Below are 24,701 nucleotides of genomic sequence, written 5' to 3'. Positions count from 1 at the left end.
CCCAGCTTTTTATTCAGCTATTTTGTCCAGCTACGCGCCCCCGCTAAGCTGAACAGGTTGAAACTGTCCCCTTAAACACCAAGGAGCTGCACAATGAGCAAGCGTGGCCGCAAGCGCAAGGATCGTCGCAAGAAGAAGGCTAACCACGGCAAGCGTCCAAACTCTTAAGCCGTAACTCAAAAAGGCCGGCAGGAGCACCGCAGAAAACGGTGCCCGCCGGCCTTTTGCTTTAGCTCGCTACTCCTCCACCCGGTAGCTAATCACCCGCAACTGCGTGCAGATCCGCGCCCGCAGCTCCACCGGGGCGGGCTGGCTACAACAGCTCCGCAGCAGGTCGCGCACCTGCTGCTCGATGCCTAGCTGCCGCAGGCACTCCGGGCAAGCGTCGGCGTGAGCGCGCAAACGTTCGCGGCTCTCCCAGTCGGCGTCACCATCAGCCACCTCGTACAGGGCATCCAGCAGGTCGTCGCAGTCCGTCTTTCGCGAATTGTCTTTGCACATGTGCTCTTATCCCTTCGCTTCCGTCAGCTTGTTCTGAGCCGTCTTGTTCTGCACCGTCTTGTTTCGTGCCGCCTCCGTCACAATCCCGTGCTCCGCCGCCACGTCCTTCAGCTTGCTGCGCAGCTGCTTGCGCCCGCGGTGCAGCCGCGACATCACGGTGCCGATGGGAGTGTCCATGATCTCGGCAATCTCCTTGTATGCCAGCCCCTCAACATCCGCGTAGTACACGACCATGCGGTAGTCCTCGCCCAGGCTCATCAGGGCATCCTGGATGCGCTTATCCGGGATGTTCTTTAGCGCCTCCACCTCGGCGGATTCGAGCCCCACGGAGTCATGCTTAGCAGTCTCGGCCAGCTGCCAGTCGGTCATCTCGTCAGCACTGGATTCCGTCGGGCGTCGCTGCGCCTTGCGGTAGCTGTTGATGTACGTGTTCGTCAGGATTCGGTACATCCACGCCTTTAGGTTCGTGCCCTCCTTGAAGGAACCAAACGCCTGGTAGGCCTTCATATACGCATCCTGCACCAGATCCTGCGCGTCGGCCGGGTTGCGCGTCATCCGCACCGCCGCACCGTAGAGCTGATCCAGCAGGGGCAGCGCGTCAGCCTCGAATCTTTGCAGCAGCTCGTCTGCAGTATCATCGCTGCGTTTCATTCGCTCACCTCTCACCTTTCTTCCAACGCAATTCTATCGCCGGTTCATTCCCACCAGTTCCGGGAAGTTGTTCGCCACGGTGCCGACCTTCCTGTCCGCCTTCCTGCTGTGTACTTCTGTTCCCTTGTTTGGTGACGCCACCAGCTCCGCCCCTGCGCCCTTCAGCCAAGTTTCTAGCTCGTCGCCCACCAGGATCCTGGGCATGCGGCTGTGCAACCATTCGAGTTCCGGCAGGGCCGCGACGGTAATGATGGTGCCGTAGAGCTTGCCTTCCACGGCCTTGCACAGCCCGGCGGCGTATAGGGGGTGGCCGTCGGTGGCGGTGGTGAACCAGGGTTGCTTCTTGCCATCCTCCCCGACCGTCCACTCGTACCAGCCGTCCATCGGAAAGGCGCATGGCAGGGAGCCGGCAAACAGGGGCTTGGAGAATGCGGTCTCTCCCCGCGCGTTAAACACCGTCTTCGGCGGATAGCCCCAGCGTGCGGGGCCGATCGCGGCCTCGCTTCTAAACTCCCGCACGATGGGCACCTCGGTGGTGGGCGCCACGTTGTAGTTGGCGGGCCACTCCCCGGCCCCGGCGCGGGGTATGCGCGAGGCTCCCAGCCGTCGTTGCAGGTCACCCGAAAGCTCTTCTAAGGAGCTGAACAAAACGTATCGGCCACACATACTCGCCCATTATGCCCACCCCACACTTCTTTTCCAGCGAAAAAGTGAGACAATGTGGGTATGTCTGCAGGTATGTCTGAACAACTCTGGCCGGCTCCGGTCGCCACCGAGCCCGTACAGGCCACCGTGGCTATCCCCGGCTCGAAATCCATCACAAACCGTGCGCTGATCCTCGCCGCGCTGGCGGATGCGCCCTCCACCATCACCGGCGGGCTGGTGAGCCGCGATACGGAGCTGATGATGTCGGCTCTGCGTTCCATGGGAACCCAGATCCTGTTGAAGAACGACCAAATGTACGTCACCCCGGCGGAGAAGCTGCACGGCGGCCAGGTGGATTGCGGACTGGCCGGCACCGTGATGCGCTTCGTCCCGCCGATCGCTGCCCTGGCCACCGGCACGGTTGCCTTCGACGGTGACGTGGAGGCCCGCCGCCGCCCGATGTCCACCACGTTGGACTCCCTGCGTGCCCTCGGCGCCACCGTGAAGACAAGCACCGAGTGCAACCCGGAGGGGCTGCCCTTCTTCGTGGAGGGTTCCGGGGAGATCCAGGGCGGGGAGATCACCATCGATGCCTCCGAGTCCTCCCAGTTCGTCAGCGGCCTGCTGCTGGCCGGTGCCCGCTTCACCGAGGGCGTCACCGTTATCCACGAGGGCAACTCCCTCCCCAGCCAGCCCCACGTAGAGATGACGGTGCAGATGCTGCGCGAGGCCGGGGTGAACGTGGAAACCTCCTTCAACCGGTGGACCGTCCACCCCGGCCCGATCAGCGGCCGCCAGTGGCACGTGGAGCCTGACCTGTCGAACGCCACGCCGTTCATGGCTGCGGGCGTGCTCACCGGCGGCACCGTGCGCATCCAGAACTGGCCCGCCACCACCAACCAGCCGGGCGACCAGTTCCGCCAGATCCTGCTGGACATGGGTGCGGAGGCGGAGCTGGACGTCCACCACGGCGATCTAGTTGTCTCCGGCACCGGCCGCGTCAACGGGATCACCTGGGACATGCACGATATTGGGGAGCTCACCCCCACCGTCGCCGCCCTGGCGGCCCTGGCAGATAGCCCCAGCCACCTCTACGGAATCGCGCACCTGCGCGGGCACGAGACCGACCGTCTGCAGGCGCTGGCGGATAACATCAACGCCCTCGGCGGCAACGTCGAGCAGACCGCCGACGGGCTGATCATCCACCCGGCTGCCCTGGAGGGCGGCCGCTGGGAGTCCTACGCCGATCACCGCATGGCCACCGCCGGAGCGATCCTGGGCCTGCGCGTCGAGGGCATCGAGGTCTCGGACGTGGACACCACCGCCAAGACCCTCCCCGGCTTCCGCCGCCGCTGGGCGCAGCTGCTGGGCCAGGAACGCTAGATGGGGCGGAGGCACAGCAACGCCCACCACTGGGACGAGTCCGATGTCCGCGTCCGCCCCGGCAAGGGTTCCCGCCCGCGGACGAAGGATCGGCCGAGCCATAAGAACGCCAAGCGGGGCATGGTCGTCTCCAAGGACCGCGGCCGCTGGGGCGTGGTGCTGGACGAAGACGGCACCCTCGTCACCTGCATGCGTGCCCGCGAGATGGGGCGCACCAATGTGGTCGTCGGCGACCACGTCAGCGTGGTCGGCGATACCTCCGGCAAGAAGGACACCCTGGCACGCATCGTGCGGCTCGAAGACCGCACGTCCATCCTGCGCCGCACCGCGGACGATACAGACTCTTTCGAGCGGATCGTCGTGGCCAACGCGGACTACCTGTTGATCGTCAGCGCCGTGGCCGATCCGCCGCCGCGCACCGGCTTCGTGGAGCGCGCCCTCATCGCCGCCTTCGTCGGCGGCCTCACCCCGCTGGTCTGCCTCACCAAGTCCGACCTAGCCGACCCCAGCGCGTTCGCTGCCGAGTTCCGTGACCTCGACGTGGAGGTTCTCACCACCGGCGTCAGCGACTCCCTGGACGAACTCACCGAGCACATCACGGGCAAGGTCAGCGCACTCGTCGGCCACTCCGGGGTGGGCAAATCCACCCTGTTTAACCGCCTCATCCCCGACGCGGAACGCGCCACCGGAGAGGTCAGCGGGGTGGGCAAGGGCCGCCACACCTCCACCCAGTCCGTCGCGCTCCAATTGCCCGCGGGCGGCTGGATCATCGACACCCCTGGCATCCGTAGCCTGGGGCTCGCACACGTCAACCCAGATACCGTCGTACAAGTTTTCGAGGACCTCCGCGAGGTCACCGAAGACTGCCCCCGCGGCTGCACCCACATGGGTCCGCCCGCCGACCCGGAGTGCGCCCTAGATACCCTCACCGGCGCGTCCGCCCGGCGCGTCACAGCGATCCGCCGCCTGCTGGAGGCCCTGCGCAGCAACAACGAGTGGGAAATGTAGCTAAGCCGCTACATCAAATCCACCAGGAACGGCAGCTCCTTCGCGTCGTACCAGCTCATCAGGTTGTCTTCGCAGTCCCCCAGCGCGAACTCCGCGTCCTCATCCCCCAGGTCAGCTGCGTCGATGCACTCGATCGCCTTCGCCGTGGCGGCCTCCGCGTCGGCGTCATCAACATGGATCGCCAACAACTGCTGCACCTTCACAACGGCCGGGTCCAGCCGCACCACGGACTCACCGTCGGCCGGCGCCAAAGTAACCGCCGAGTCGTCGATCTCCGCGCTGATCACCACGCGCCGGTGCGGGAAGCGCTCCTCCCCACCCGCGCTCAGCAGGCGCAGCGAGGCCCGCGCGGCGTCCAGGAAGGCCGTGTACGCCAGCTCCTCCTCGTCGCCGCCGGTGTAGAACTCCCGCACCGCCGGCGTTAGCGCAAATCCCACCGCGGAGCGCACCGGGTGCTCCCCCTGCTCCGCGAGTGTGCCCAGCATGTCAAAAGTCGCGGGAATGTACACCAGCATGGTTTAGAACTCCCCCTCCAGCTCGAACACGCCGGTAATCTCCACCACCGCGCGGTCGAACTGCTGGTAGTAAATGCCAATCAGGCCGGCATCCACGGCGCCGCGGATGTTCAGGATGTTGTCGTCCACCAGCACCAGATCCTGCTGCGGCAGGTCCAGGCGGTCGGCGGTAATGCGGAAGATCTCCTCCGAGGGCTTCTCCGCGCCCACCTCGCCAGACAGGACAACGGCATCCACGTAGCCGCCCTCCAGCCACGTACGGATGGGGGCCGCGCCCGCCCCGCCCGGGTCGTTAGAAAGAATCGCCGTGGCAATGCCCTCCGCTCGCGCCGCCGACAGCAGCTTGCGCCACCGCCTGCGGTCTTCCTCGGCGCCGTCCAACACTCCGCAATAATCAACTACTAGTCCACGCATGCCCTACATTCTGCCATCTTTTCGCCCTCCGGCGCCCCGCAGGGCGCGCACTTCGCTATAGTTATGCCCGTATGGCGCCTTCGGGGGAACGCGCCGTACGGCATCAATGGCATGAACAACAGGGGGATTTTCTTTCGTGACCACTTCAACTTCCACGCGCCCACTTCCGGACTTCGTGTTCCTGCGCCCACCCACCCCGGCCGTCGCGGTGCAGGTCACTGAGGAGGAGGTCACCGATTCTTTTCGGGACGCCAACACCCCACCGCCCCAACGCATCGCGCAGATCGTAAAAATGTGGCTGGAGGCTTTGGAGGGGCGCCGTCCGATCGATCATTTGCGCCGCGCGCCCTTCGGCGAGCGGGTGCTAGAGCAACTGCGCGTCCGCCGGCACGTGCGGCCGGAGCCGACGAGCGGGCGGGTGGAGAAGGGGGCGTCAATAATAAGCCTGCACATCCAGCCCAGCGCGGGCGATTGTGTTCGCTTCTGCGCGTCTGTGCAGATGGGCGAGCGAGTGCGGGCAATTGCGGGCAGCATGTCGCAGCACACGCAGAAGCGCCGCGCAGAGCTGCATCAACTGCACAGCTCCGCGCGGCGCGGGGTCAAGGTCTGGGCGATCGATAGCCTCAGCTTGATCTAGTTCTTAACCACCCATGGTGGTCTGCGTGGCGCGGTCCACGGCCACGCCCTCGTTACCGGCCGCCGGGTCCTCGACGTGCACCTGGCCGGCCTGCTTCAGCTGGTTACGCACCAGGAACAGCTGGCGGACGGTCTCTTCCTTGATGCCGTCCTTCATGCGGTTGAACATGTCGCCGCCCTCGCGCTGGTACTCCACCAGGGGATCGCGCTGCGCCATCGCACGCAGGCCGATGCCTTCCTTCAGGTAGTCCATCTCGTAGAGGTGCTCGCGCCACTTCTGATCCACGACGTTCAGCAAAGCCGCGCGCTCCATGCCGCGCATCTGCTCCTCGCCGGCGATCTCCGTGACCTTCTCCTCCAGCTCGTCGTACTCGCGGTTCGCGTCGTCGAGCAGCGCCTCCAGCAGCTGAGAAGAGCTCAGCTCGCCCGGGCGGCCGTAATCGTCGCCTTCCACCAGTTCCTCGTGGGTAAAGGTCGGGCCGTAGAGGGAATCCAGGGCGTTCCACAGGGTATCCAGATCCCAGTCCTCGACATAGCCCTCGGCGGTCGCGCCGTCGACGTATGCCTCGATGGTGTCCTTCAGCATGTTGCGGATCTGCTTTTCCACATCCTCACCCTCGAGGATCTGGCGGCGCTCGCCGTAGATCACCTTGCGCTGCTCGTTCATGACTTCGTCGTACTTGAGCACGTTCTTGCGCATCTCGAAGTTGGCGGACTCCACCTGGGACTGTGCGCCCTTGATGGCGTTGGTGACCATCTTCGAGTCGATAGCCTCGTCGTCCGGGATGTTCAGGCGAGTCATCATCGCCTCCATCGTCTGGCCGACGAAGCGCACCATCAGGTCGTCGCGCATGGACAGGTAGAAGCGGGTCTCGCCCGGGTCGCCCTGACGTGCGGAACGGCCACGCAGCTGGTTGTCGATGCGGCGGGATTCGTGACGCTCCGTGCCCAGCACGTACAGGCCACCGACCTCGCGGACCTTCTCCGCTTCTTCCTTGGACTCCTCTCGGACCTTCTCGATCTCGTCGTCCCAGGCCTCTTCGTATTCCTCCGGGGTCTCTACCGGATCCAGGCCGCGCTCGCGCAGGTTGATGTCGGCGATGATGTCCGGGTTACCGCCCAGCACGATGTCGGTACCACGGCCGGCCATGTTGGTAGCCACGGTGACGGCTCCCAGACGACCTGCCTGGGCGACAATCTCCGCTTCCTTCTCGTGGTACTTCGCGTTCAGCACATTGTGCTTGATGCCGCGGCGCTGCAGCAGCTTGGACAGGTACTCTGAACGCTCCACCGAGGTGGTACCCACCAGCACCGGCTGGCCGGTCTCTACGCGCTCGGCGATGTCCTCGGCCACGGCCTCGAACTTCGCCTCCTGCGTCTTGTAGATCAGGTCGACGTGGTCCTTACGCTTGTTTTCCTTGTTCGTCGGGATCGCGGCGACGTCCAGCTTGTAAGTGGACTTCAGCTCGGCGGCCTCGGTCTCCGCCGTACCGGTCATGCCGGCCAGCTTGTCGTACAGGCGGAAGTAGTTCTGCAGGGTGACGGTGGCCAGCGTCTGGTTCTCGTTCTTGATCTCGACGTGTTCCTTCGCCTCGATCGCCTGGTGGATGCCCTCGTTATAGCGACGGCCGTCCAGGATGCGGCCGGTGAACTCGTCGACGATGACGACCTCGCCGTTGCGGACGATGTAATCCTTGTCGCGGGTGAACAGCTCCTTCGCCTTGATGGAGTTGTTCAGGTAGCTCACCAGCTGCGAGTGCTCCGGAGCGTAGAGGTTTTCGATGCCCAGCTGGTCCTCGACGAACTCCACACCCTCTTCCTTGACGCCCACGGTCTTCTTCCGCTCGTCCACTTCGTAGTGGATGTCACGGGTCAGCTTCGGGGCGATTGCCGCAAAGGCGGTGAACCACTTGCTGGAGCCCTCGACCGGACCAGAGATGATCAGCGGGGTACGGGCCTCGTCGATGAGGATCGAGTCGACCTCATCCACGATGGCGTAGTTGTGGCCGCGCTGCACCAGATCGTTCAGAGAGTGCGCCATGTTATCGCGCAGGTAGTCGAAGCCGAACTCGTTGTTCGTACCGTAAGTGATGTCGGCGTTATAGGCCTCACGTCGCTCAGCGGGATTCTTGCCGCTCAGGATCACATCGGTGCTGAGCCCCAGGAAGCGGTGCACACGGCCCATCCACTCGGCGTCACGCTTTGCCAGGTAGTCGTTCACGGTAACGACGTGCACGCCCTTGCCGGACAGTGCGTTGAGGTATGCGGGGAGCACACAGGTCAGGGTCTTACCCTCACCGGTCTTCATCTCGGAAACATAACCGAAGTGGAGGCCAGCGCCACCCATGATCTGCACCTTGTAGTGCTTCTGGCCGAGCACGCGCCAGGAGGCCTCACGCGCTGTGGCAAAAGCCTCGAGCAGGACGTCGTCCAGGCTCTCGCCGTCTTCCTGAACTCGCTTCTTCAGCTCGTCGGTTTTGGCCTGCAGCTCCTCGTCGGTGAGTTCGGTGTATTCCTCATCGAGGTCCATCACCTGGTCGGCGATTTTCGCGAGACGCTTGACCGCACGGCCTTCGCCCATACGGAGAATTTTCGAAAGTCCTAGCACGCTGATGCTGTCCTTTGCTCGATTTCTAAAACTGGTTAGCTAATTGGTCGGCTTCGGATAATCCTACCCCCAGCCCCAAGGCCGGGGGCAACTACACCCGGCAAGTCCGGGCATAATCCAGACATAAAAAGCCGGCCCCCACGGGTTAGTCGTGGGGCCGGCTGATGGGTTGAAGACGGATTAGAGAAAGGGGTTACTTCTCTGCGTCCTTCTCCGCTGCCTTCTCCTCCAAGGTGATCAGGCCGTAGTCGAAAGCGTGGCGACGGTACACCACGGACGGCTGGCCGGTCTCCTCGTTGATGAACAGGAAGAAGTCGTGACCCACGAGCTCCATCTCGCTCAGCGCCTGGTCAACGCTGATCGGAGCGGCCTTGTGCACCTTCTTGCGCACGATCTGGCCGGGCTTGAACTGATCCTCGTAGGGATCGACGTCGTACGGGCCGACCTCCTCCGGCTTGGTCTCTGCCTTCGGCTGTGCCTCTTCCACCAGGCTGGCAGCTGCCTCGCCCATGGACATCGGAGTGCGGTGGCCGGAACGGGCGATCTTGCGACGTGCCTTCACCTTGCGCAGGGAGCGCTCCATGCGGCCGATTGCGACCTCGAGGGCAGCGTAGAAGGAGTCTTCCTTAGCTTCTGCGCGAGCGATGTGTCCCTTGCCAGTTGCAGTAATCTGCAGGCGATCCTGCTGGTCGCCACGGCGCGGGTTGGGCTCGTGCTGCAGCTCCACGTGGAAGAACGTGAGGGTCGGATCCAGGCGCTCGATCTTTGCGAGCTTGCCCTTGACGCGGTCTGCGAAGTGCTCTGGCACCTCAACGTTGCGTCCAGTGATCTCTACGCCTGCCTCGGGTGCAGCAAGTTCCTCGTTGCCAAAGTCGGACGAGTTTTTGCCGGTCGACATTGCTCAACCTCCAAAATCATTCACCGCCAAAATCGGGCCGGATTACCCATCTTCCAACGGCGATCGTTCCAATTCCTATTCTACCTATCACCGTTGCTGCACTTGTGCATATACCCCTTATTGATGTGATCTACGCACCGGCCAATACCAGCGTCAATCGCGGCCGTACTCCCCGGGCCGCCAGAGCCAGCGCAAACTGCGCTGTTGTGGCGCCGGTAGTGCACACGTCATCCACAATCACAACCTCCCCCACGCCGCGCAATCGCCCGACCGCTGCCGAGTCGAACAGGATGCTGCTGGCCACGTTTTCGCGTCGCTGATGGCGGTTCAGCCCTACCGAGTCCACACTCGCCTCGCTTAGCCACGCCACCGGGTGGACCTCCACTCCGGGATACAGCGCGGCGGCAGCACGGCAAAAGCGGGCAACAATGTCCCCGCCGCGTTTCCGCGCCGCCGATTTGCGGGTGGGAGCGGGCACCAGCACTACTCTCCCCAAACGCGGATCGGGCACCAAGCCCAGGCCACTAACGTGCAGAATTCCGGCGGCAAGAACTCTGCCGGCCACGTCTATGGCCGCCGGCCGTAGTCTCTCCTTGGCGCTGAGGATTAGCATCCGCCTCGCTCCGCCGTACACCCCACTGGCGAAGACGGGCACTACCGACACTCGTGGTTGCCAGCGTTGCCAACGCTGCATCAACTGGAGCCCGCAAGCCTCGCACAGTTGTCCACCGGTCACCGCCCCGCAGCACACACAGTCCGCCCGCCACACCAGCCCTGCGAGCGCACCGAAGTCCCCCTTAATCCCCACGGGCACTCAGCCTAGTCGGCTAGCACCGGGGTTGCCCGCTTTCCCTGCATAGTTGGTACTTCGCGCCAGAAGCGCGACTCCTCGGAGGTGACGTCGAACTGCATCAACGCATTGGCATCCGTAACGTAAATCTTGCTGCCGTCCGTGGCCACCGACACCACCGGGGCGGATAGGTTGCGGCCCGTGATCTGCTGCGAATAGGACCCATCAACCTCGATATCCCACACTGGGGCGTCATTGGCGCGCGTGCCCACCAGGACGGACCCGTCATCAGACCAGTCGGCGCTAACCGCGGTATCCCCCACGGCATGTCCGATCTCCACCGGTGCGCCCAGCCGTTTCGTGCCATCGTCGGTCGTCTCCAACGTCACCACGTAAACCCTTCCGTTCACGATCATCACGGCGCGGGCACCGTCGTGCGATACGCGGAATACACTGATGCGCTTCTCGTCCCCGTCGACCATTCGCATCGTGGAGCTATCCACCTTCTGCTCCCCCACGGCGCCGGTCTCCGGGTTGCGAGTGATCTCCGTAATCCGCTCGCCATCGGCTACCACGTAGGCCGATGTGGCATCCAAGCCCCAGGTCGGGCGCGTCAGCGAATCCGCCCGCACGGAGCTCACGGGCTGGTCCCCCTTCGCCCCGATCATCAACTGGCGCGGTTCATCGCCGCGTCCGGTTACGGCCGCGAAGACTTCGTCCCGCGGGCTGAGGGCCACAGATTCGACATATTGTTGTGCAAGCCAACCGTCCAGCTTCTGCGCTCGCGTCCCGTCCTGCTGGTAGATGTCGCCGCCCGATACGGCCCGCAGCGGCGCCTGCACCTGCACGTTCGGGTCGTATTGCGAAAGGTCCTGCACCAGCCACTTGCCGTGCGTGTCATCGCTCATGGGCGTGCCGTCCGCCGTGAGCTCATAGGGGCCACGGACCTCGGATCCCGCCAGTGTCCACACCACTTGTGCCGCCAGCAGCCGACGCGCATCAGCGGACAGTTCCTGCAGGCCGGTGAAGTGTACGGCGGGGTCTCCCTCGTTGTCGCTGGAGACCTGGGCGGTGGCGTCCTCAGGAATAAGGTTTCGCACCGCCTTCTTTAAACGGTCCTGCGGCCCCGCAACCAGCAACGAGACCAGGGAGGCGGCGGTGGACTGCTGTCCGGTGTAGATCCAACGGCGGTCCGGCACAAGCGCCCGACCGTTGATATCCGGGAAGTAGATGTTCCGCGCGCGGTAGGTGCCCACGAAGTCCTGCCGATCCAGCACCACGACGTTCGGCAGGTTGCTGATGCGCCACTGGCCATCGACATTTTGCATCTCGTAACTGGTCTCGAACGCGGTGTACTGCGGGTCAAACACGCCGCCCACGCCCAGTGTGCCGACGATATTGCCGCGCACGCGGTAGGTGATCTTCGAATCATCGCCCGGGCCTTCGGAGGCGATGTCGATCCGGTCCAGCACCATCGTCGGCGCATCGGACTGCCACCGCCCCTGCATGCCGCTGGTGAGGAACCTTTTTGCCGCCTGGTGGTTGCGCAGCGGGTGGGCGCTGGCGGTGAAGAAATCGCGTAGCAGCAGGTCGGAAGGCTGCCCATCGGTCGGGGTCGGCGCCTCTTGCCCGCTGGGGGCCGGCGCGTAGCTAGAGATCGCCTCGGGGTTCGTATCGTCCGGCAGGGTCGAGCAACCGGCCAGCAGACCCAATCCGGCCACCGCGGACAGTACCTTTTTGACCTTTGTGGTCTTGTTACTCATCATCGCCCCCTTCTTGTTCTTGGGTAGTGACGCCCTCAGCCCCCACCGCCAAAGGCAGCGGCGAAGCATTTACCTTGTGGCCTTGCTCCAGCGGAAGGGTCAACAGGAAGCACGCGCCCACGCCGGGTTCGCCGATGGCCTCGAGGCGACCGCCGTGCAGATTGGCATCCTCCTTGGCGATGGCCAGGCCCAAGCCAGTGCCGCCCGTGCGGCGCTCGCGCGACGGGTCGGAGCGCCAGAAGCGGTTAAAGACCATCTCCTCCTCGCCGGGTTTTAGCCCCACTCCGTGGTCGATGACGGCGACTGCCAGCGCGTCCTTGCCGATGGCCATCTTCACGTCGATCGGATTTCCTTCCGAGTGGTCGACGGCATTGGCCAGGAGGTTGCGCAGGATGCGCTCCACGCGGCGCGAGTCCACGGCGACAATCACGGGGTCTTCCGGCAAGTCCACGTTGAACTCGGTGCCGACCTCCTCTGCGATGGCCCGCACCTGCTGCAGGGCGGAGCGCACCACGCCACGCACGTCAACCTTCTCGGCGGATAGGTTCGCCACGCCCGCGTCGTGTCGAGAAATCTCCAGCAGGTCGCCTAGGAGGGTCTCGAAGCGGTCGAGCTCTTTCGTCATCAGGTGGGCTGCACGGGCGGTCAGAGGATCGAGCTCGTCGGCGTTGTCTTCGATCATGTCCGCCGCCATACGCACCGTCGTAAGCGGGGTGCGCAGCTCGTGGGAAACGTCGGACGTGAACCGGCGCTGCAGCGAGCCGAATTCTTCCAGGTTGCGAATTTGGGTGGAGAGTTTCTCCGCCATGTCGTTGAAGCTGTAGGCGAGCCTGGCGACTTCGTCTTGGCCGTCCACAACCATGCGCTCGTGCAGGTGGCCCGCCGCCAGCTTCTCGGCGATCTTCGAGGCCGCGCGGACCGGGCCGATGATCTGCTGGGAAAACACCCAGCCGATCACCAGCAGCAGGATAATGAGGACGATCCCACCGGCCATCAGCAGGCCGCGCATAAGGTTCAGTGTGGCCTCTTCGGAGGTCAGCGGCACCAGCAGGTAGAGCTCTAGACCAGGGATATCGGAGTATACGGGACTGCCAATAATGAGTGCCTTGTAACTGCCGTTTTCACCGTCGACGCTGGCGTACTGGTAGGCCACCTGACCCTGATGCACAAACTCGCGCAGATTTTCAGGGATATCGATGTGATTGGGAATCCGCGTTTCCGTCTCGCTGGCATTGTTGGCGATAAGCACCGAGTCGTACACCGGGACGCTTGTCTGCTCCACCCCTGCCGAACGGTTGGTGAGCACAGCCCTGGCGGAAGTCAGCCGCACGGACACCGGATTGGAGGAGTCGGTGGCGCTGATCTGCTCTTCCACTGCCGTGCGTGCCCGATCCATGCTGTCCACGGCCTCGGAGAACTTGGTGGCCAGCAGCTGCTGGCTCAGGAAACCGACCAGCAGGAAACCAATGAGCAGGAATGCGAAAGTACTGGAGGCCACCACGCTACCGATGACTCGCAGCTGGATGGACTGTTGCCAGCGCAATCGGATCGAATTAATGAGCCGCAGCCAGGTATCCCGCGGCCGGCGGAAGAAGTCGCGCAGCACAGACCAGAACGTCGCACCCGCGGCCAGCGTCTTCCCCTGCACCTTCTGCGGGAAACCCGGGGCCTTCGGTTGTGCTTGGCGGGCTGGCTTGCGTTTCTTGGCCCTCGCTTGTTCCCTCGCTTGTTCCTGCTCCACGAGAACCTATTCGCCGGTCTTGTAGCCGATCCCGCGGACGGTCTGGATGATCTTCGGGTCGTCCGGGTCCTTCTCCACCTTCGAACGCAGGCGCTGAATGTGGACGTTCACTAGGCGCGTATCGCTGGACTTGCGGTAACCCCACACCTGTTCCAGCAGCTCCTCGCGGGAGAACACCTGGCGCGGGCGGGAGGCCAGCGTGACCAGCAGGTCGAACTCGATCGGGGTCAGCGCGATCTCCCGGCCATCGCGGATCACCTGGTGGCCGGGCACGTCGATCTTCAGGTCTGCCACCTCGATCGTCTCCGCAGGGGCCTCCTCGGGGGTGCGGCGCAGGCGTGCCCGCACTCGCGCCACCAGCTCCTTCGGCTTGAACGGCTTGTGCACGTAGTCGTCGGCGCCGGACTCCAGGCCCAGCACCACGTCCACGGTGTCGGTGCGTGCCGTCAGCATGACGATCGGCACCGTGGAGGTTTCGCGGATCGCCTTGCACACGTCAATGCCGTTCATTCCGGGCAGCATGACGTCCAGCAGGATGAGGTCCGGGTTGTGTTCCTCCGCGGCCTTCACGGCCTCTACGCCGTCGCCCACGACCACGGTGCGAAAGCCCTCGCCCTGCAGAACGATGGTGAGCATTTCCGCGATTGCCGGGTCGTCGTCGACCACCAGAATCTTCGTTTCCACGGTTGTCATCCTCTCATTTCTTCCAGCAGGTCCGCGACCTTAGCCGCGCGGGCCTCGTAATCGTCTCCGGTGCTGTCGACTGTCACCCACGGGCTCAGCCACTGCTGCTCCGCCAGTGCCCGGTAGGCACGGACGGTGCGTTCCTGCAGGCTGCTATCCCGCTCGTAGGCATCCCGTGCCCGCGATTGGTCCTGGGCCTCGCGTGACTCGGCGCGCTGCCCGGCCACCTCCGCCTCGACGTCCACCAGGATCTGCAGGTCGGGTGCCGGGATTCCTAGCTTCTCCTGCTCCAGTTGGTTAACCCACTGGCCGACCTCAGCCACGTCGCCGTTGACGCGCGCGGCGGAGTAAGCCACGTTAGAGGCGGTGTAGCGGTCGATCAGAATCACGTAGCCATCTGCGTCGAAGTCCGCCAGTTCCGCCCCGATCTCGGCGCGGTCGAGGGCGAACAGGGTGGCCATGCCGTGCACGGAATCGATCAGGTCGCCCAGGTTCTCGTGCAGCGCCTCTCGCGCCAGCATCGCTGGGTGGGATTCCTCGTATCGCGGAAACGCGATGCGCGCGACCGGCACCTCGCGCTCCACCAACTCTTTTTCTACGGCCGTGACCAGGGTGTTCTTTCCCGCGCCGTCGACCCCTTCAAAGCTAACGATCATGTCTAGTAACGGTAGTGCTCCGGCTTGAACGGGCCGGCAACGTCCACGCCGATGTACTCAGCCTGTTCCTTGGTCAGCGTCGTCAGCTTTCCGCCGAGCGCCTCGACGTGGATGCGCGCAACCATCTCGTCCAGGATCTTCGGCAGGCGGTAGACGTCGTTGCCGTACTGGTCGGACTTCGTGTACAGCTCGATCTGCGCGATCGTCTGGTCAGCGAAGGAGTTGGACATCACGAACGACGGGTGGCCGGTGGCGTTGCCCAGGTTCAGCAGGCGCCCCTCGCTCAGCACCACGATGGAGACCGGGTCACCGTTGGCACCCGGGAAGGTGAACTCGTCTACCTGCGGCTTGATGGTCACGCGGCTGACGTCCTCGCGGTGCAGCAGGCTGGCCATATCGATCTCGTTGTCGAAGTGGCCGATGTTTCCGAGCACCGCGTGGTTCTTCATCATCTGCATGTGCTCAAACGTGATGATTCCTAGGTTGCCCGTTGCGGTGATGACGATGTCGGCGTCACTAATAAAGTCCTCAACCTGCACGACCTCGAAGCCGTCCATGAGCGCCTGCAGGGCGTTAATCGGGTCTACCTCGGTGACCTTCACGATCGCGCCCTGGCCCGCCAGCGCCTCGGCGCAGCCCTTGCCGACGTCGCCGTAGCCACACAGCAGCACCGACTTGCCGCCGATCAGCATGTCGGTGGCGCGGTTGATGCCGTCGATCAGGGAGTGGCGGGTGCCGTAGCGGTTGTCGAACTTGGACTTCGTCACCGCATCGTTGACGTTCATCGCTGGGAAGGGCAGCAGACCCTGCTCCGCGAAGTGGTACAGGCGGTGCACGCCCGTCGTCGTTTCTTCGGTCACTCCCTTGATGTTTTCTGACGCCCGGCTCCAGAACTTACCGTCCTCCGCCAAGGTCTCACGCAGCATTCCGAGGAAGGCCTTGTACTCGTCCGAATCCTGCTCTTCCGCGTCGGGGACCAGGCCGGCGTTTTCGAACTCCATGCCCTTGATGACGGCCATTGTCGCGTCGCCGCCGTCGTCGAGGATCATGTTGGCCTCCACGCCTTCACCCCAGGTGAAGATCTGCTTCAGGCACCACCAGTACTCGTCCAGGGTCTCACCCTTCCAGGCGAACACCGGCACGCCGGCGGGAGCCTCCGGGGTACCGTCGCCAACGACGATGGCTGCAGCGGCCTCGTCCTGAGTGGAGAAGATGTTGCAGGATGCCCAGCGCACCTCTGCACCAAGGGCCACCAGGGTTTCGATGAGCACGGCGGTCTGTACGGTCATGTGGATGGAGCCGGCGATGCGGGCACCCTTCAGGGGCTGCTCTTCTGCGTATTCGCTACGCAGCTGCATCAGCCCGGGCATCTCGTATTCCGCCAGGCGGATCTGGTGGCGGCCGGCCTCTGCCAGCGAGAGATCCTTGACTTTAAACTCCATGGGTGGGGTGACTCCTCGGTAAATGTACAGGTATATAGCTATAGGGCTATTTTTCTTCAGACAGTCTACTAGCTCAGCGCCTCGACGAAGGTTTCCAGCCCCTCGGCTTCCAGGTCTTCCTCGCCCTCGCGCCGCTCCATCTCCCCGTCCAGCAGCTGCAGCGAAACTTCCTGGAGGTTGGTTGGGCATTCGCCGATGTGGGCGCGGATAAAGGGGTGTTCGTCAGCCACCGTTGCCGTGCTGAAGGGCGCGCCGCCCCAGATGGCTGCGACCGTGGCCGCACACAGGCCGATGGAGTAGTCCACCGAACCGGATTGTTCTTCGCGCAGGGCGAGGTTCACGGCGTCCACGAGAGCCCCAGCTACCTCGGGGCCGTCCAGGTCGGCCAATTCGTCCAGGAAGTCCACGTTGTCTTCCTGCGAGAAGATGAATTCGTCCCAGTTGCTCATGGTGCTGCCCTTTCTGTCGCTCAATTACCGACTGTAGCGCGTTTACACGCCCAATAACTGTGGTCAAAGCCGTGTATCCCTGCTAGGCTCTGTTGTGCCTTAACCAAATTGTGACTTTTGCCGAAAAGGAGGTGAGCCAGATGGCCGAAGAAGAACAACGCGGCGCCGAAGAAGAAAAGGGCACCGCCGTCATCTACGAGACCGGTGAGCAACACTCCCCGGTTCCCCGCGCCATCAGCGGCATCGCCATCGTCGGCTTAGTCCTGGCCGGAGTCATCGGCGTCTGGACCTGGCAGTCGGGTTCGGAGGCCACCTCCCCGAAGCGCAATACGACAGAGGAGTCGACTGTCGCCATCAGCACAGGCGCGGCTTCCCAGGATCACGATGTGGTTTCCGACGAGCCGACCTCGCAGCCGGATCCTCCTGCCTACTCCACGCGCGCCCCGCAGTCCGGGAACGGGTCGAACTTCAGCAATGTCGCCCCGCTGGGCCAGGATCCCTACCTGCCACCCAACGCCTGGAACGGCCAGCAGAACAACGGCTCGCAGCCATCCGAGACCATCGTCGCGGAGGGCCTGGAGTCCCCCGGGCAGGCACAGCAGCCACAGGTTCCGACCCAGCCCCCGTCGACCCAGCAGGCTCCACAGGTCTCGTCGGCTCTGCCGGGCGCGTCGCAGGCGGAACAGCCTGGCACAACTAAGCCCAACCCCGTCACCGATACCGGCAAGGCCACGGACGGCAGCGCCGAGATCCCATTCCCGACGGATGGCTTCCCTCTGGAGCCTTCCGACTCGACTAAGACCGCCGAGCCGCAGCGCGGGACTGACGAGTCCGGGGAACCGAAGGAACCTAACAACGGCGAGGCCTCAGACGGCCCCACCGACACCACGGCAGGTCCGAAGCCTAAGCCCCGGGACGGGCGATAAAGGCCTTCCCGCTCACGCGCACCTCCTCGCCTGCGGGCACCCACGCGGCGGAGCCGCTATCCAGGTGCAGCTCCCCGCACTCCGTGGCTCCCCCGACGGCCAACACGATTGCCGGCCCGGCGACCTCTGCATCCCCGTCCACTCTGCGCAGGCTGAATTCCTCCGCCGGGGTGTGATACACCCCATCCGCATCGGCCTGCAGGCGCGGATCCGCGAGCTCCTCCCAGCGCACCACGCTCAGCAGCTCCTCGACGTCGATGTGCTTCGGAGTCAGCCCGCAGCGCAGCACGTTGTCCGAGTTCGCCATGATCTCCACGCCCGTGCCGCGCACATAGGCGTGCAGCTGTCCCGCGTCCAGGTACAGTGCTTCGCCTTCCTGCAGAACCACGCGGTTGAGCAGCAGCGCAAACAGCACGCCCCGGTCGTTCGGGTACTGCTGCTCCAGGCGCAGAACCAGGTCCGCCACCTCGCCCACCCAATCGTCCGCGTTGGCCACGAGCTCCCGGCAGCGCCGCGTGAGGGCGTCAATAATCTCCGGAAGATCCCCCGGCGGCATGTGCAGCGCGCGCTCGACCGCGCCGCGCAGATCGCCTCGCAGGAAATCCAGTTCGGGCAGGGCCAGCCGATCCAGCAGCTCGGCAGTGCGGGCGACCGGCCGGAAGCCCGCTATCGCCTCGAACTCACCTAGGGCGACCAGCAGCTCGGGCTTGTGGTTGTCGTCCTTGTAGTTGCGCTCGAAGGCGTCGCGGGCGATCCCGGCGGCCTCGTCGGCGGCGAATCCCGCCTCGGCCTGTGCCTTCGTCGGATGCACTTGAATGCTCAGTGCGCGCTCGGCGGCCAGCAGCTTCAGCAGAAACGGAAGGGCCTTGCGCCCCTGCCCCAGTTGTCCTTCGGGATCGGCGTTAATCAGGTCCAGCAGCACCCCGGGAGCACCTGGGTGCGCGCCGAACCACAGCTCGGCCTCGGGCTGCTCGGTCGGGGTAGGCCGCCCCTGCAGCTTCGCCAGCGCTTCGTGCGACCCCCACGCGTAGTTCTGGACAGCACCTTCGATGCGGCGCATGTGTGCCTCCTAAGCCCGGATCACGGCGAGAGCTTCGTCGACGATGGCCTGTACTCCCTCGTCGTCGCGCGCCTCGACGTTGAGGCGCAGCAGCGGTTCGGTGTTTGACGCCCGCACGTTCAGCCACGAGCCGTCCTGCAGCTCGATGGTCACGCCGTCCAGCCGGTCGACGGATGCAGTGCGGTCGGCGAAGGCCTCCACCACGGCCTCGGTGCGTCCTGCCTGGTCGGCAACCTCGGAGTTGATCTCCCCGGAGGCGCGGTAGGTCTCATAGGCGCGCTTCAGTTCGGACAGCGGCTTGTCCTGCCCGCCGAGGGTCGCCAGCACGTGCAGGGCGGCCAGCATGCCGGAGTCCGCGTTGAAGAAGTCGCTGAAGTAGTAGTGCGCGGAGTGCTCGCCGCCGAAGACAGCGCCTTCCTTGGCCATCTGCGCCTTGATGAAGGAGTGGCCCACGCGGGTGCGCACCGGCTTGCCGCCCTTGGCCTCCACCAGTTCGCGTACGGACTTGGAGGTGATCAGGTTGTGGATGATCGTCGCGCCCGGCTGCTCGTCCAGGTAGCGCTCGGCGATCATGGCGCAGATGGTGGAGGGGGAAACGGCCTCGCCCAGCTCGTCCACGATGAAGCAGCGGTCCGCGTCGCCGTCGAAGGCGATGCCGAGGTCCGCACCCTTGTCCACGGTGAACTTCTGCAGGTCCACCAGGTTCTTCGGGTCCAGCGGGTTGGCCTCGTGGTTCGGGAAGTTGCCGTCGAGCTCGAAGTAGAGGTCGAAGATCTCCAGCGAGTCCTGCTTCAGCACGGCGGGAACGGTAAGCCCACCCATGCCGTTGCCCGCGTCCACCGCGACCTTCAGGGGGCGGATGTTCAGCGGCACCAGGTTGTTCAGGTAGTCGGCGTAGCCTTCCAGCACGTCCTCGGTGGTGTTGGTGCCGGGCTCGCCGTCGTAGGCGGGGATGCCCTCGACCAGCTCGGAGGAGATGCGGTCCAGGCCGGAATCCTGCCCCACCGGACGTGCGCCGGCGCGGCAGAGCTTGATGCCGTTGTACTTCGCCGGGTTGTGGGAGGCGGTGAACATGGCACCCGGGCATTCCTTCACGCCGCTGGCGTAGTACAGCTCGTCGGTACTGGTGAGCCCCAGGGTGACGGTGTCCAGCCCCTGCGCGTTCACGCCTTCCGCGAAGGCGGCGGCCAGGCTCGGAGAGCTGTCGCGCATATCGTGGCCGATGACGATCGTCTCCGCGCCCTCTTCGCGCATCAGGCGGGCGAAGGAGGCAGCCACGTCGCGCACGAACTCCTCGTTGAGGAATCCGGCGCCCTCGCCGACAACTCCACGGACGTCATAGGCCTTGATGGCCGCTGCTACGTCTTTGGGGGAATGGGTAGCCATGGGGTTTCCTTTCGCTAGTGCTGGTCGCGGACCGCGCGCAGGTGGCGGCGCGGCGTGGACCGGGGCAGGTTCTTCATGGATGGATGGTGCGGCGTGGCTTCGGGGATCTCCGAGCGCCGGTAGAGCCGGGGGGCGGGTTGCGCCTGCTCCTGCTTCTCGTGCTCGGCGGCCTGCTGCACGGCCTCGGCCAGCGCCATCAAGTCTTCTTCGTCAGCTTCGGCGGCCGCGGGTTCGTCGGCAAACTCCAACGTCCAGCCCTGCGGAACGGTGGTGCGGCGGGCGTGGCTTTCGCACAGGTCCCACCGGTGAGGGTTTCCGCTAACGCTCAGCGGCCCCACGATGGCCAGCTGCTCTGCATAGTTGAACTCCAGCGTGGCGACGGCAGGCTTGCCGCAGCCGGGGCGAGAGCATTGTCGGATAAAAGTCACGCGCATTAGTGTAGCCCTTTTACCCTGGCTTTCGAGCGTGCCCTCGTGGCATGTCGCCGCAGCGCGGTTAAGATGTGTTCCTATGAAGCAGGACGCGCGCATGAGGCAGGACCCCCGAGGCAGGGGCATCCGGGGCATCTTGCTGCCGGAGGTGCCGCGGAATAAGTCGCGTTCGGGGCGCTTCGACGATGCGGTTTTGGATGCGTTCGAACCTATTTTGGAGCGTTTTGACGCCGAACTTTCCAGCCTCGACGTCGCCGTCGACGTCGTGCCGCGCATGCGGCTGAGCGCGGGTTACCGGCAGTGGCCGGAGGATGTGGTCGCCGATGGTCAGGTTCCGCTGGGCCGACTGGTCACCGCCGGCGTGGACAACACTGGCGCCCCTACCCGGCCGCGCATCATTATTTTCCGCCGTCCAGTGGAATCCCGCGCGACTTCCGCGCGGGAGCTGCAGGACATCCTGCGGATGATCATTGTGCGCCTTGTGGCCTGCTATCTGAACGTCTCCCCCACTCAGATCGATCCCCGGCTTTAGTTAGCCAATACGCTTCTTCAGGCGGCGACGCTCGCGCTCGGAGAGCCCGCCCCAGATACCGAAGCGCTCGTCGTGCTCCAATGCATATTCCAGGCACTCGTCGCGCACGCCGCAGGCCTGGCAGATGCGCTTGGCCTCGCGGGTGGAGCCACCCTTCTCCGGAAAGAACGCCTCCGGGTCGGTTTGCGCGCACAGCGCCTGCTCTTGCCAGTCCTGCTCTACTGCATCGAAAAGCAGATCGAAGTCCTGCGTCAGATCGAAGAGGTTCTTCTGGCGAGCTTCATTGTCCACGTTCGCCTCCTGCTCTACCGCCGAGGAACCGTCAGCAAAGTGGCCACGAAGGGCGGTGTCTACTGACTTGTCCACGGAGGTCTCCTCATCTGATGTATCTGATGTATCTGATGCCTGACTTTGTTGGTCTACTGAAGATTACACACGGGTAATTACACCGCGTCAAGCTTTGGGAAATTCCCTCAAGCCACTTCATTCACATCAGTCACTAGCGCCCCTACAGCCACAGCCTCCTGAGAAAATAGGCTCTAACGCAACCACAACGTATGCACGGAACGCTACCTAAAACCACAACATATGGACATTTTCCTGAACCTTTAGTTCAGGACACACTAGATGTAGTGAAATTTGTCTAAATTTTTCCTCGGACGGCGAAAAACGCTAGATGTCGGAGGAAAAGCGCACGCCACCGTCCGGCAAACTCACTCCCGGCCACACGCGCAGGCCATCGCGCAGCTCGCAGCGGGCACCGATGACGGCACCCTCACCGATCACGCAGTCCACCAGGTGCGCCCGCGCACCGATGCGCACGCCCGCGGCAATCACGCAGCGCTCCACGGTCGCGCCCGCCTCGATCTGCACGCCATCGAAGACCACGGATTCCTCCACGCGCGCCCCGCCGCCGATCTCCACGCCGCGGCCGATCACGGTGCCGCCCAGCAGCAGTGCCCCGCCGGCGATGGCGCTGGACTCGTCCACCAGGCTCTCCCCGTGGCGTCCATCGAGCAACGGTGAGGGGGCGATGCCGCGCACCAGGTCCGAGGACCCGCGCACGAAGTCCGCCGGCGTACCCATGTCGCGCCAGTAAGACTGGTCCACGTGGCCGAACACGCGGGCTCCGGATTCCAGCAGGGCCGGGAAGATCTCGCGCTCCACGCTCACCGGGCGGCCGGCGGGGATCTTCTCGATCACGGAGCGGTTGAACACGTAGCTGCCGGCGTTGATCTGGTCCGTCGGCGGGTCCTCCGTCTTCTCCAGGAACGCGCTCACGCGGCCTTCGGCGTCCGTCGGCACGCAGCCGAAGGCGCGGGGGTCGGAGACGCGCAGCAGGTGCAGCGTCACGTCGGCCTCCTGCTCCACGTGGGTCTTCAACACGGCATTCAGATCCGTCCCGCCCAGCACGTCGCCGTTGAAAACCATCGCGCGGTCGTAGCGCAGGTGGTCCAGCACGTTGCGGATACCGCCGCCGGTACCCAGCGGCTCCTCCTCCACCACGTACTCGATTTCCAGGCCCAGGTGGCTGCCGTCGCCGAAGTGCTCTTCGAAGACCTCAGCCTTGAACGAGGTGCCGAGCACCACGTGCGTCATCCCGGCGGCCTTGATGCGAGCCAGCAGGTGCTCCAGGAATGGTGCACCGGCCACCGGCAGCATCGGCTTCGGGATGGAGTTAGTCAGGGGGCGCAGTCGGGTGCCCTTGCCTCCGACCAGGATCACTGCGTCGGTCGTGGCTGCGAGATCTACCACTTCTTTGGCCTTTCTGTTCCTTACTGCTTTTTGCTATTGGTTTTCACACACTAGTCACTGTTTTTGCCGCGGCGTTCAACCCACGCCGTGCGCTGCCGCAATTGCAATCTTCTCGCGGATCTTCAGCCCGGCCTTCAGCACCATGCGCACCGGAAGGTAGCGCCGCCCCGGCAGCCGATCCGCCTGGAAGCGGTAGGCGCTGTCGTGGTGGGCCTTTAGCACGACGTCCGGGTGCTTGCCCGCCACGTGCCCCTTGGCGTGCCGGATCTCCGCGCTCGGAACGAAAACATTCAGCCACCCCGCGCGCCCCAGCCGGTCGCCCAGGTCCACGTCTTCCATGTACATGAAGTACCGCTCGTCGAACCCGCCCAGGGCCTCGAAGGCATCCCAGCGCAGCAGCAGGCAGGAGCCACTCAGCCAGCCTGCGGTCCGCTCGCTGTCCATGTCTTCGTCGTCCAGGTAGCGCTTGGTCCAGGGATTGGTCGGCCAGATCTTGCCCAGCAGCGCATGCCCGATGCCGGAGCCGAGTTGCGGCACCGCGCGGGCGGATGGGTAGGCGCTGCCGTCTGCCTCTACGATGCGGGGGCCCAGCGCTCCTGCTCGAGGGTGACGCCGCGCCGCCTCCAATAGTTTCTCGATCGCGTCTTCGCTAAACACGACGTCCGGGTTGGAGATCACCAGGTAGTCCGGGTTGATCTCTCCGGCTTCGCGGGCCGCACGCAGGTGGCGGGCGCCGAGGTTCATGCCGGCCCCGTAGCCGACGTTGCCCCCGCTGTAGAGCAGCTCCGCGCGCCCGGCCTCTGCGGCCGCTTCGGGAGCTCCGTCCGTAGAACCGTTGTCCACCATGACGACCCGCGCGTTAGTTGGCACCGAGTCCAGGAACTTGTTTAGGTACTCCCCCGGTGAATAGGTCACGGTGATAATCGCGATGGGTGCCTCTGTCATGGCCGTTGAGGTTACCCCAGGGCAGCCCGCAAACTATCCCGCCACGCGGGCAGGCCGGTCGCCGGAATCTGCAGGGCACTGTTGCGGGGCCGGCGCGCGGGAGTGGGATACTCGCTGCTCGGAATGGCCTTTACTCGCGCCGGATCGCACCCCAGTGTGGCGAAGATCTCGCGGGCGAAGCCGCACCACGTGGTCAGCGGCCCGGAACCGGTCACGTGGCTGATCGCCGGAGACTGCCGCCCATCCACCATCGCCGCCAGCTCCGCCGCCAGCACGTCGGCGTGGGTGGGCCGGCCGAATTGGTCGTCCACTACCGAGGGATTCACGCCCGCCCGCGCCAAGCGCGCCATGGTGGTGGCGAAGTTGCGCCCAGTCGCGTCGTAAACCCAGCCCGTGCGGACCACGTGCCCGCCGAGGTTCAGCACCCGCCACTCCCCCTCCAGCTTGCTGCGCCCGTAGGCGTTCAACGGGCCGGGCTGGCCGTCGACCGGGTTTTCGCAGCCCACCGGCAGGTCTCCGGAGAACACGTAGTCGGTGGAGACGTGCCACATCGGCACCCCGTGCATCTCGGCCCAGGAGGCTAACCTCCCCGGGGCTACCGCGTTTACCTGATGCACCACACCCGCGTTTTCAGGCTTCTCGGCATCGTCCACGGCTGTGAATGCAGCGAGGTTGACGATGGCTTCAACGTCAGACGGCGGCGTCAATAAGAAAGAATCCACAGATCCCGCAACGGCGAGGTCCGCGTGCGCGCGCCCTACCGGCACAAAGTCGGGGCGGAGGCGCAGCAGGGCACGGCCTACCTGACCGGAGGCTCCGAAAACCAAAACACTCATAAAATCAGTACTACACCAGCGGCATCTTTGCCGCTAAAGTGTGAAT

27 protein-coding genes are annotated in these 24,701 nt (G+C 64.5%); 6 read left to right on the top strand and 21 right to left on the bottom strand.

Features of this window, described 5'->3' with window-relative positions; translation table 11 throughout:
• The first annotated feature begins 93 nt into the window (after positions 1–93).
• Entirely contained in the window at positions 94–168 is a 75-nt protein-coding gene (locus MHX52_RS10420) for a 50S ribosomal protein bL37 (protein ID WP_011274008.1), read from the top strand.
• A 69-nt stretch (positions 169–237) separates the two neighbouring features.
• Here the strand turns inward: MHX52_RS10420 and rsrA are convergent, their stop codons facing one another.
• The 3 genes from rsrA to MHX52_RS06100 are packed head-to-tail and all read right to left on the bottom strand — an operon-like array spanning position 238 to position 1,818.
• On the bottom strand, positions 238–501 hold the full coding sequence (gene rsrA / locus MHX52_RS06110; RefSeq protein WP_239317145.1) for a mycothiol system anti-sigma-R factor: 264 nt from the start codon (positions 499–501) through the stop codon (positions 238–240).
• Positions 502–507: 6 nt separating this feature from the next.
• On the bottom strand, positions 508–1,152 hold the full coding sequence (locus MHX52_RS06105; RefSeq protein ID WP_049049837.1) for a sigma-70 family RNA polymerase sigma factor: 645 nt from the start codon (positions 1,150–1,152) through the stop codon (positions 508–510).
• 33 nt (positions 1,153–1,185) lie between these two features.
• A complete protein-coding gene (locus tag MHX52_RS06100) occupies positions 1,186–1,818 on the bottom strand; it encodes an SOS response-associated peptidase (RefSeq protein ID WP_035004296.1) in 633 nt (210 codons plus the stop codon).
• A 72-nt stretch (positions 1,819–1,890) separates the two neighbouring features.
• On the opposite strand from MHX52_RS06100, the gene aroA reads away from it, so the two are divergent.
• Together aroA and rsgA are read left to right on the top strand one after the other, a co-directional pair.
• Positions 1,891–3,180 (top strand): 3-phosphoshikimate 1-carboxyvinyltransferase, encoded by a 1,290-nt coding sequence (gene aroA / locus MHX52_RS06095; RefSeq protein ID WP_239317142.1) that lies wholly within the window; start codon positions 1,891–1,893, stop codon positions 3,178–3,180.
• Positions 3,181–4,188: a ribosome small subunit-dependent GTPase A gene (gene rsgA / locus MHX52_RS06090; RefSeq protein ID WP_239317139.1), complete on the top strand. Its 1,008-nt coding sequence runs from the start codon at positions 3,181–3,183 to the stop codon at positions 4,186–4,188.
• Positions 4,189–4,196: 8 nt separating this feature from the next.
• Here rsgA and MHX52_RS06085 read toward each other — a convergent pair whose 3' ends face one another.
• Together MHX52_RS06085 and MHX52_RS06080 are read right to left on the bottom strand one after the other, a co-directional pair.
• Positions 4,197–4,703 carry a hypothetical protein gene (locus tag MHX52_RS06085; RefSeq protein ID WP_034984724.1) on the bottom strand — a complete coding sequence of 169 codons (507 nt, stop codon included), beginning with the start codon at positions 4,701–4,703 and terminating at the stop codon, positions 4,197–4,199.
• 3 nt (positions 4,704–4,706) lie between these two features.
• Complete coding sequence (locus MHX52_RS06080; protein ID WP_035004304.1) at positions 4,707–5,117, bottom strand: HAD family hydrolase; 411 nt, start codon at positions 5,115–5,117, stop codon at positions 4,707–4,709.
• A 136-nt stretch (positions 5,118–5,253) separates the two neighbouring features.
• Here MHX52_RS06080 and MHX52_RS06075 point away from each other — a divergent pair, with 136 nt between their 5' ends.
• A complete protein-coding gene (locus MHX52_RS06075; protein ID WP_035004308.1) occupies positions 5,254–5,754 on the top strand; it encodes an Rv3235 family protein in 501 nt (166 codons plus the stop codon).
• Between the two features lie 3 nt (positions 5,755–5,757).
• Here the strand turns inward: MHX52_RS06075 and secA are convergent, their stop codons facing one another.
• The 9 genes from secA to MHX52_RS06030 form a co-directional block, all read right to left on the bottom strand.
• Positions 5,758–8,361: a preprotein translocase subunit SecA gene (gene secA / locus MHX52_RS06070; protein ID WP_049049833.1), complete on the bottom strand. Its 2,604-nt coding sequence runs from the start codon at positions 8,359–8,361 to the stop codon at positions 5,758–5,760.
• A gap of 193 nt (positions 8,362–8,554) precedes the next feature.
• Complete coding sequence (gene hpf, locus MHX52_RS06065) at positions 8,555–9,259, bottom strand: ribosome hibernation-promoting factor, HPF/YfiA family (protein ID WP_239317136.1); 705 nt, start codon at positions 9,257–9,259, stop codon at positions 8,555–8,557.
• 130 nt (positions 9,260–9,389) lie between these two features.
• A complete protein-coding gene (locus MHX52_RS06060) occupies positions 9,390–9,737 on the bottom strand; it encodes a ComF family protein (RefSeq protein ID WP_239317134.1) in 348 nt (115 codons plus the stop codon).
• A 341-nt stretch (positions 9,738–10,078) separates the two neighbouring features.
• Positions 10,079–11,812, bottom strand: coding sequence for an MtrAB system accessory lipoprotein LpqB (gene lpqB, locus MHX52_RS06055; RefSeq protein WP_239317132.1), 1,734 nt, complete (start codon positions 11,810–11,812; stop codon positions 10,079–10,081).
• Positions 11,805–13,553, bottom strand: coding sequence for an MtrAB system histidine kinase MtrB (mtrB, locus tag MHX52_RS06050; protein WP_239317130.1), 1,749 nt, complete (start codon positions 13,551–13,553; stop codon positions 11,805–11,807). Before mtrB ends, lpqB begins: the two co-directional genes overlap by 8 nt.
• 6 nt (positions 13,554–13,559) lie before the next feature.
• A complete protein-coding gene (mtrA, locus tag MHX52_RS06045; RefSeq protein WP_141741127.1) occupies positions 13,560–14,237 on the bottom strand; it encodes an MtrAB system response regulator MtrA in 678 nt (225 codons plus the stop codon).
• Positions 14,238–14,242: 5 nt separating this feature from the next.
• A complete protein-coding gene (locus tag MHX52_RS06040; RefSeq protein ID WP_035004319.1) occupies positions 14,243–14,893 on the bottom strand; it encodes a dTMP kinase in 651 nt (216 codons plus the stop codon).
• Positions 14,894–14,895: 2 nt separating this feature from the next.
• A complete protein-coding gene (gene ahcY / locus MHX52_RS06035; protein ID WP_070487821.1) occupies positions 14,896–16,335 on the bottom strand; it encodes an adenosylhomocysteinase in 1,440 nt (479 codons plus the stop codon).
• Between the two features lie 68 nt (positions 16,336–16,403).
• A complete protein-coding gene (locus tag MHX52_RS06030) occupies positions 16,404–16,784 on the bottom strand; it encodes a DUF4259 domain-containing protein (protein WP_035004323.1) in 381 nt (126 codons plus the stop codon).
• A gap of 140 nt (positions 16,785–16,924) precedes the next feature.
• On the opposite strand from MHX52_RS06030, the gene MHX52_RS06025 reads away from it, so the two are divergent.
• The gene (locus MHX52_RS06025; RefSeq protein ID WP_035004325.1) at positions 16,925–17,710 is read left to right on the top strand and encodes a hypothetical protein; all 786 of its coding nucleotides are present in this window, start codon (positions 16,925–16,927) and stop codon (positions 17,708–17,710) included.
• Here the strand turns inward: MHX52_RS06025 and manA are convergent.
• The 3 genes from manA to MHX52_RS06010 are packed head-to-tail and all read right to left on the bottom strand — an operon-like array spanning position 17,688 to position 20,584.
• Positions 17,688–18,770: a mannose-6-phosphate isomerase, class I gene (manA, locus tag MHX52_RS06020; protein ID WP_239317128.1), complete on the bottom strand. Its 1,083-nt coding sequence runs from the start codon at positions 18,768–18,770 to the stop codon at positions 17,688–17,690. The genes MHX52_RS06025 and manA overlap by 23 nt on opposite strands.
• Positions 18,771–18,779: 9 nt before the next feature.
• On the bottom strand, positions 18,780–20,156 hold the full coding sequence (locus tag MHX52_RS06015) for a phosphomannomutase/phosphoglucomutase (RefSeq protein WP_070487824.1): 1,377 nt from the start codon (positions 20,154–20,156) through the stop codon (positions 18,780–18,782).
• A gap of 14 nt (positions 20,157–20,170) precedes the next feature.
• Positions 20,171–20,584, bottom strand: coding sequence for a DUF3499 domain-containing protein (locus tag MHX52_RS06010; RefSeq protein ID WP_237746278.1), 414 nt, complete (start codon positions 20,582–20,584; stop codon positions 20,171–20,173).
• Positions 20,585–20,666: 82 nt separating this feature from the next.
• On the opposite strand from MHX52_RS06010, the gene MHX52_RS06005 reads away from it, so the two are divergent.
• Positions 20,667–21,119, top strand: coding sequence for a metallopeptidase family protein (locus MHX52_RS06005; protein WP_239317126.1), 453 nt, complete (start codon positions 20,667–20,669; stop codon positions 21,117–21,119).
• Here MHX52_RS06005 and MHX52_RS06000 read toward each other — a convergent pair whose 3' ends face one another.
• From MHX52_RS06000 to MHX52_RS05985, 4 genes are all read right to left on the bottom strand, one after another.
• Positions 21,120–21,485: a WhiB family transcriptional regulator gene (locus MHX52_RS06000; RefSeq protein ID WP_034971252.1), complete on the bottom strand. Its 366-nt coding sequence runs from the start codon at positions 21,483–21,485 to the stop codon at positions 21,120–21,122.
• 306 nt (positions 21,486–21,791) lie between these two features.
• On the bottom strand, positions 21,792–22,874 hold the full coding sequence (locus MHX52_RS05995; RefSeq protein WP_035004335.1) for a sugar phosphate nucleotidyltransferase: 1,083 nt from the start codon (positions 22,872–22,874) through the stop codon (positions 21,792–21,794).
• A gap of 75 nt (positions 22,875–22,949) precedes the next feature.
• A complete protein-coding gene (locus MHX52_RS05990) occupies positions 22,950–23,819 on the bottom strand; it encodes a glycosyltransferase family 2 protein (RefSeq protein WP_239317124.1) in 870 nt (289 codons plus the stop codon).
• 11 nt (positions 23,820–23,830) lie between these two features.
• On the bottom strand, positions 23,831–24,655 hold the full coding sequence (locus tag MHX52_RS05985; RefSeq protein WP_239317122.1) for a sugar nucleotide-binding protein: 825 nt from the start codon (positions 24,653–24,655) through the stop codon (positions 23,831–23,833).
• Between the last annotated feature and the right edge of the window lie 46 nt (positions 24,656–24,701).

The sequence above is a fragment of the Corynebacterium sp. ACRQJ genome (genome assembly GCF_022346045.1).
In the GTDB taxonomy this organism is placed as follows: domain Bacteria; phylum Actinomycetota; class Actinomycetes; order Mycobacteriales; family Mycobacteriaceae; genus Corynebacterium; species Corynebacterium evansiae.
This window is presented reverse-complemented; position numbering and strand designations above follow the sequence as displayed.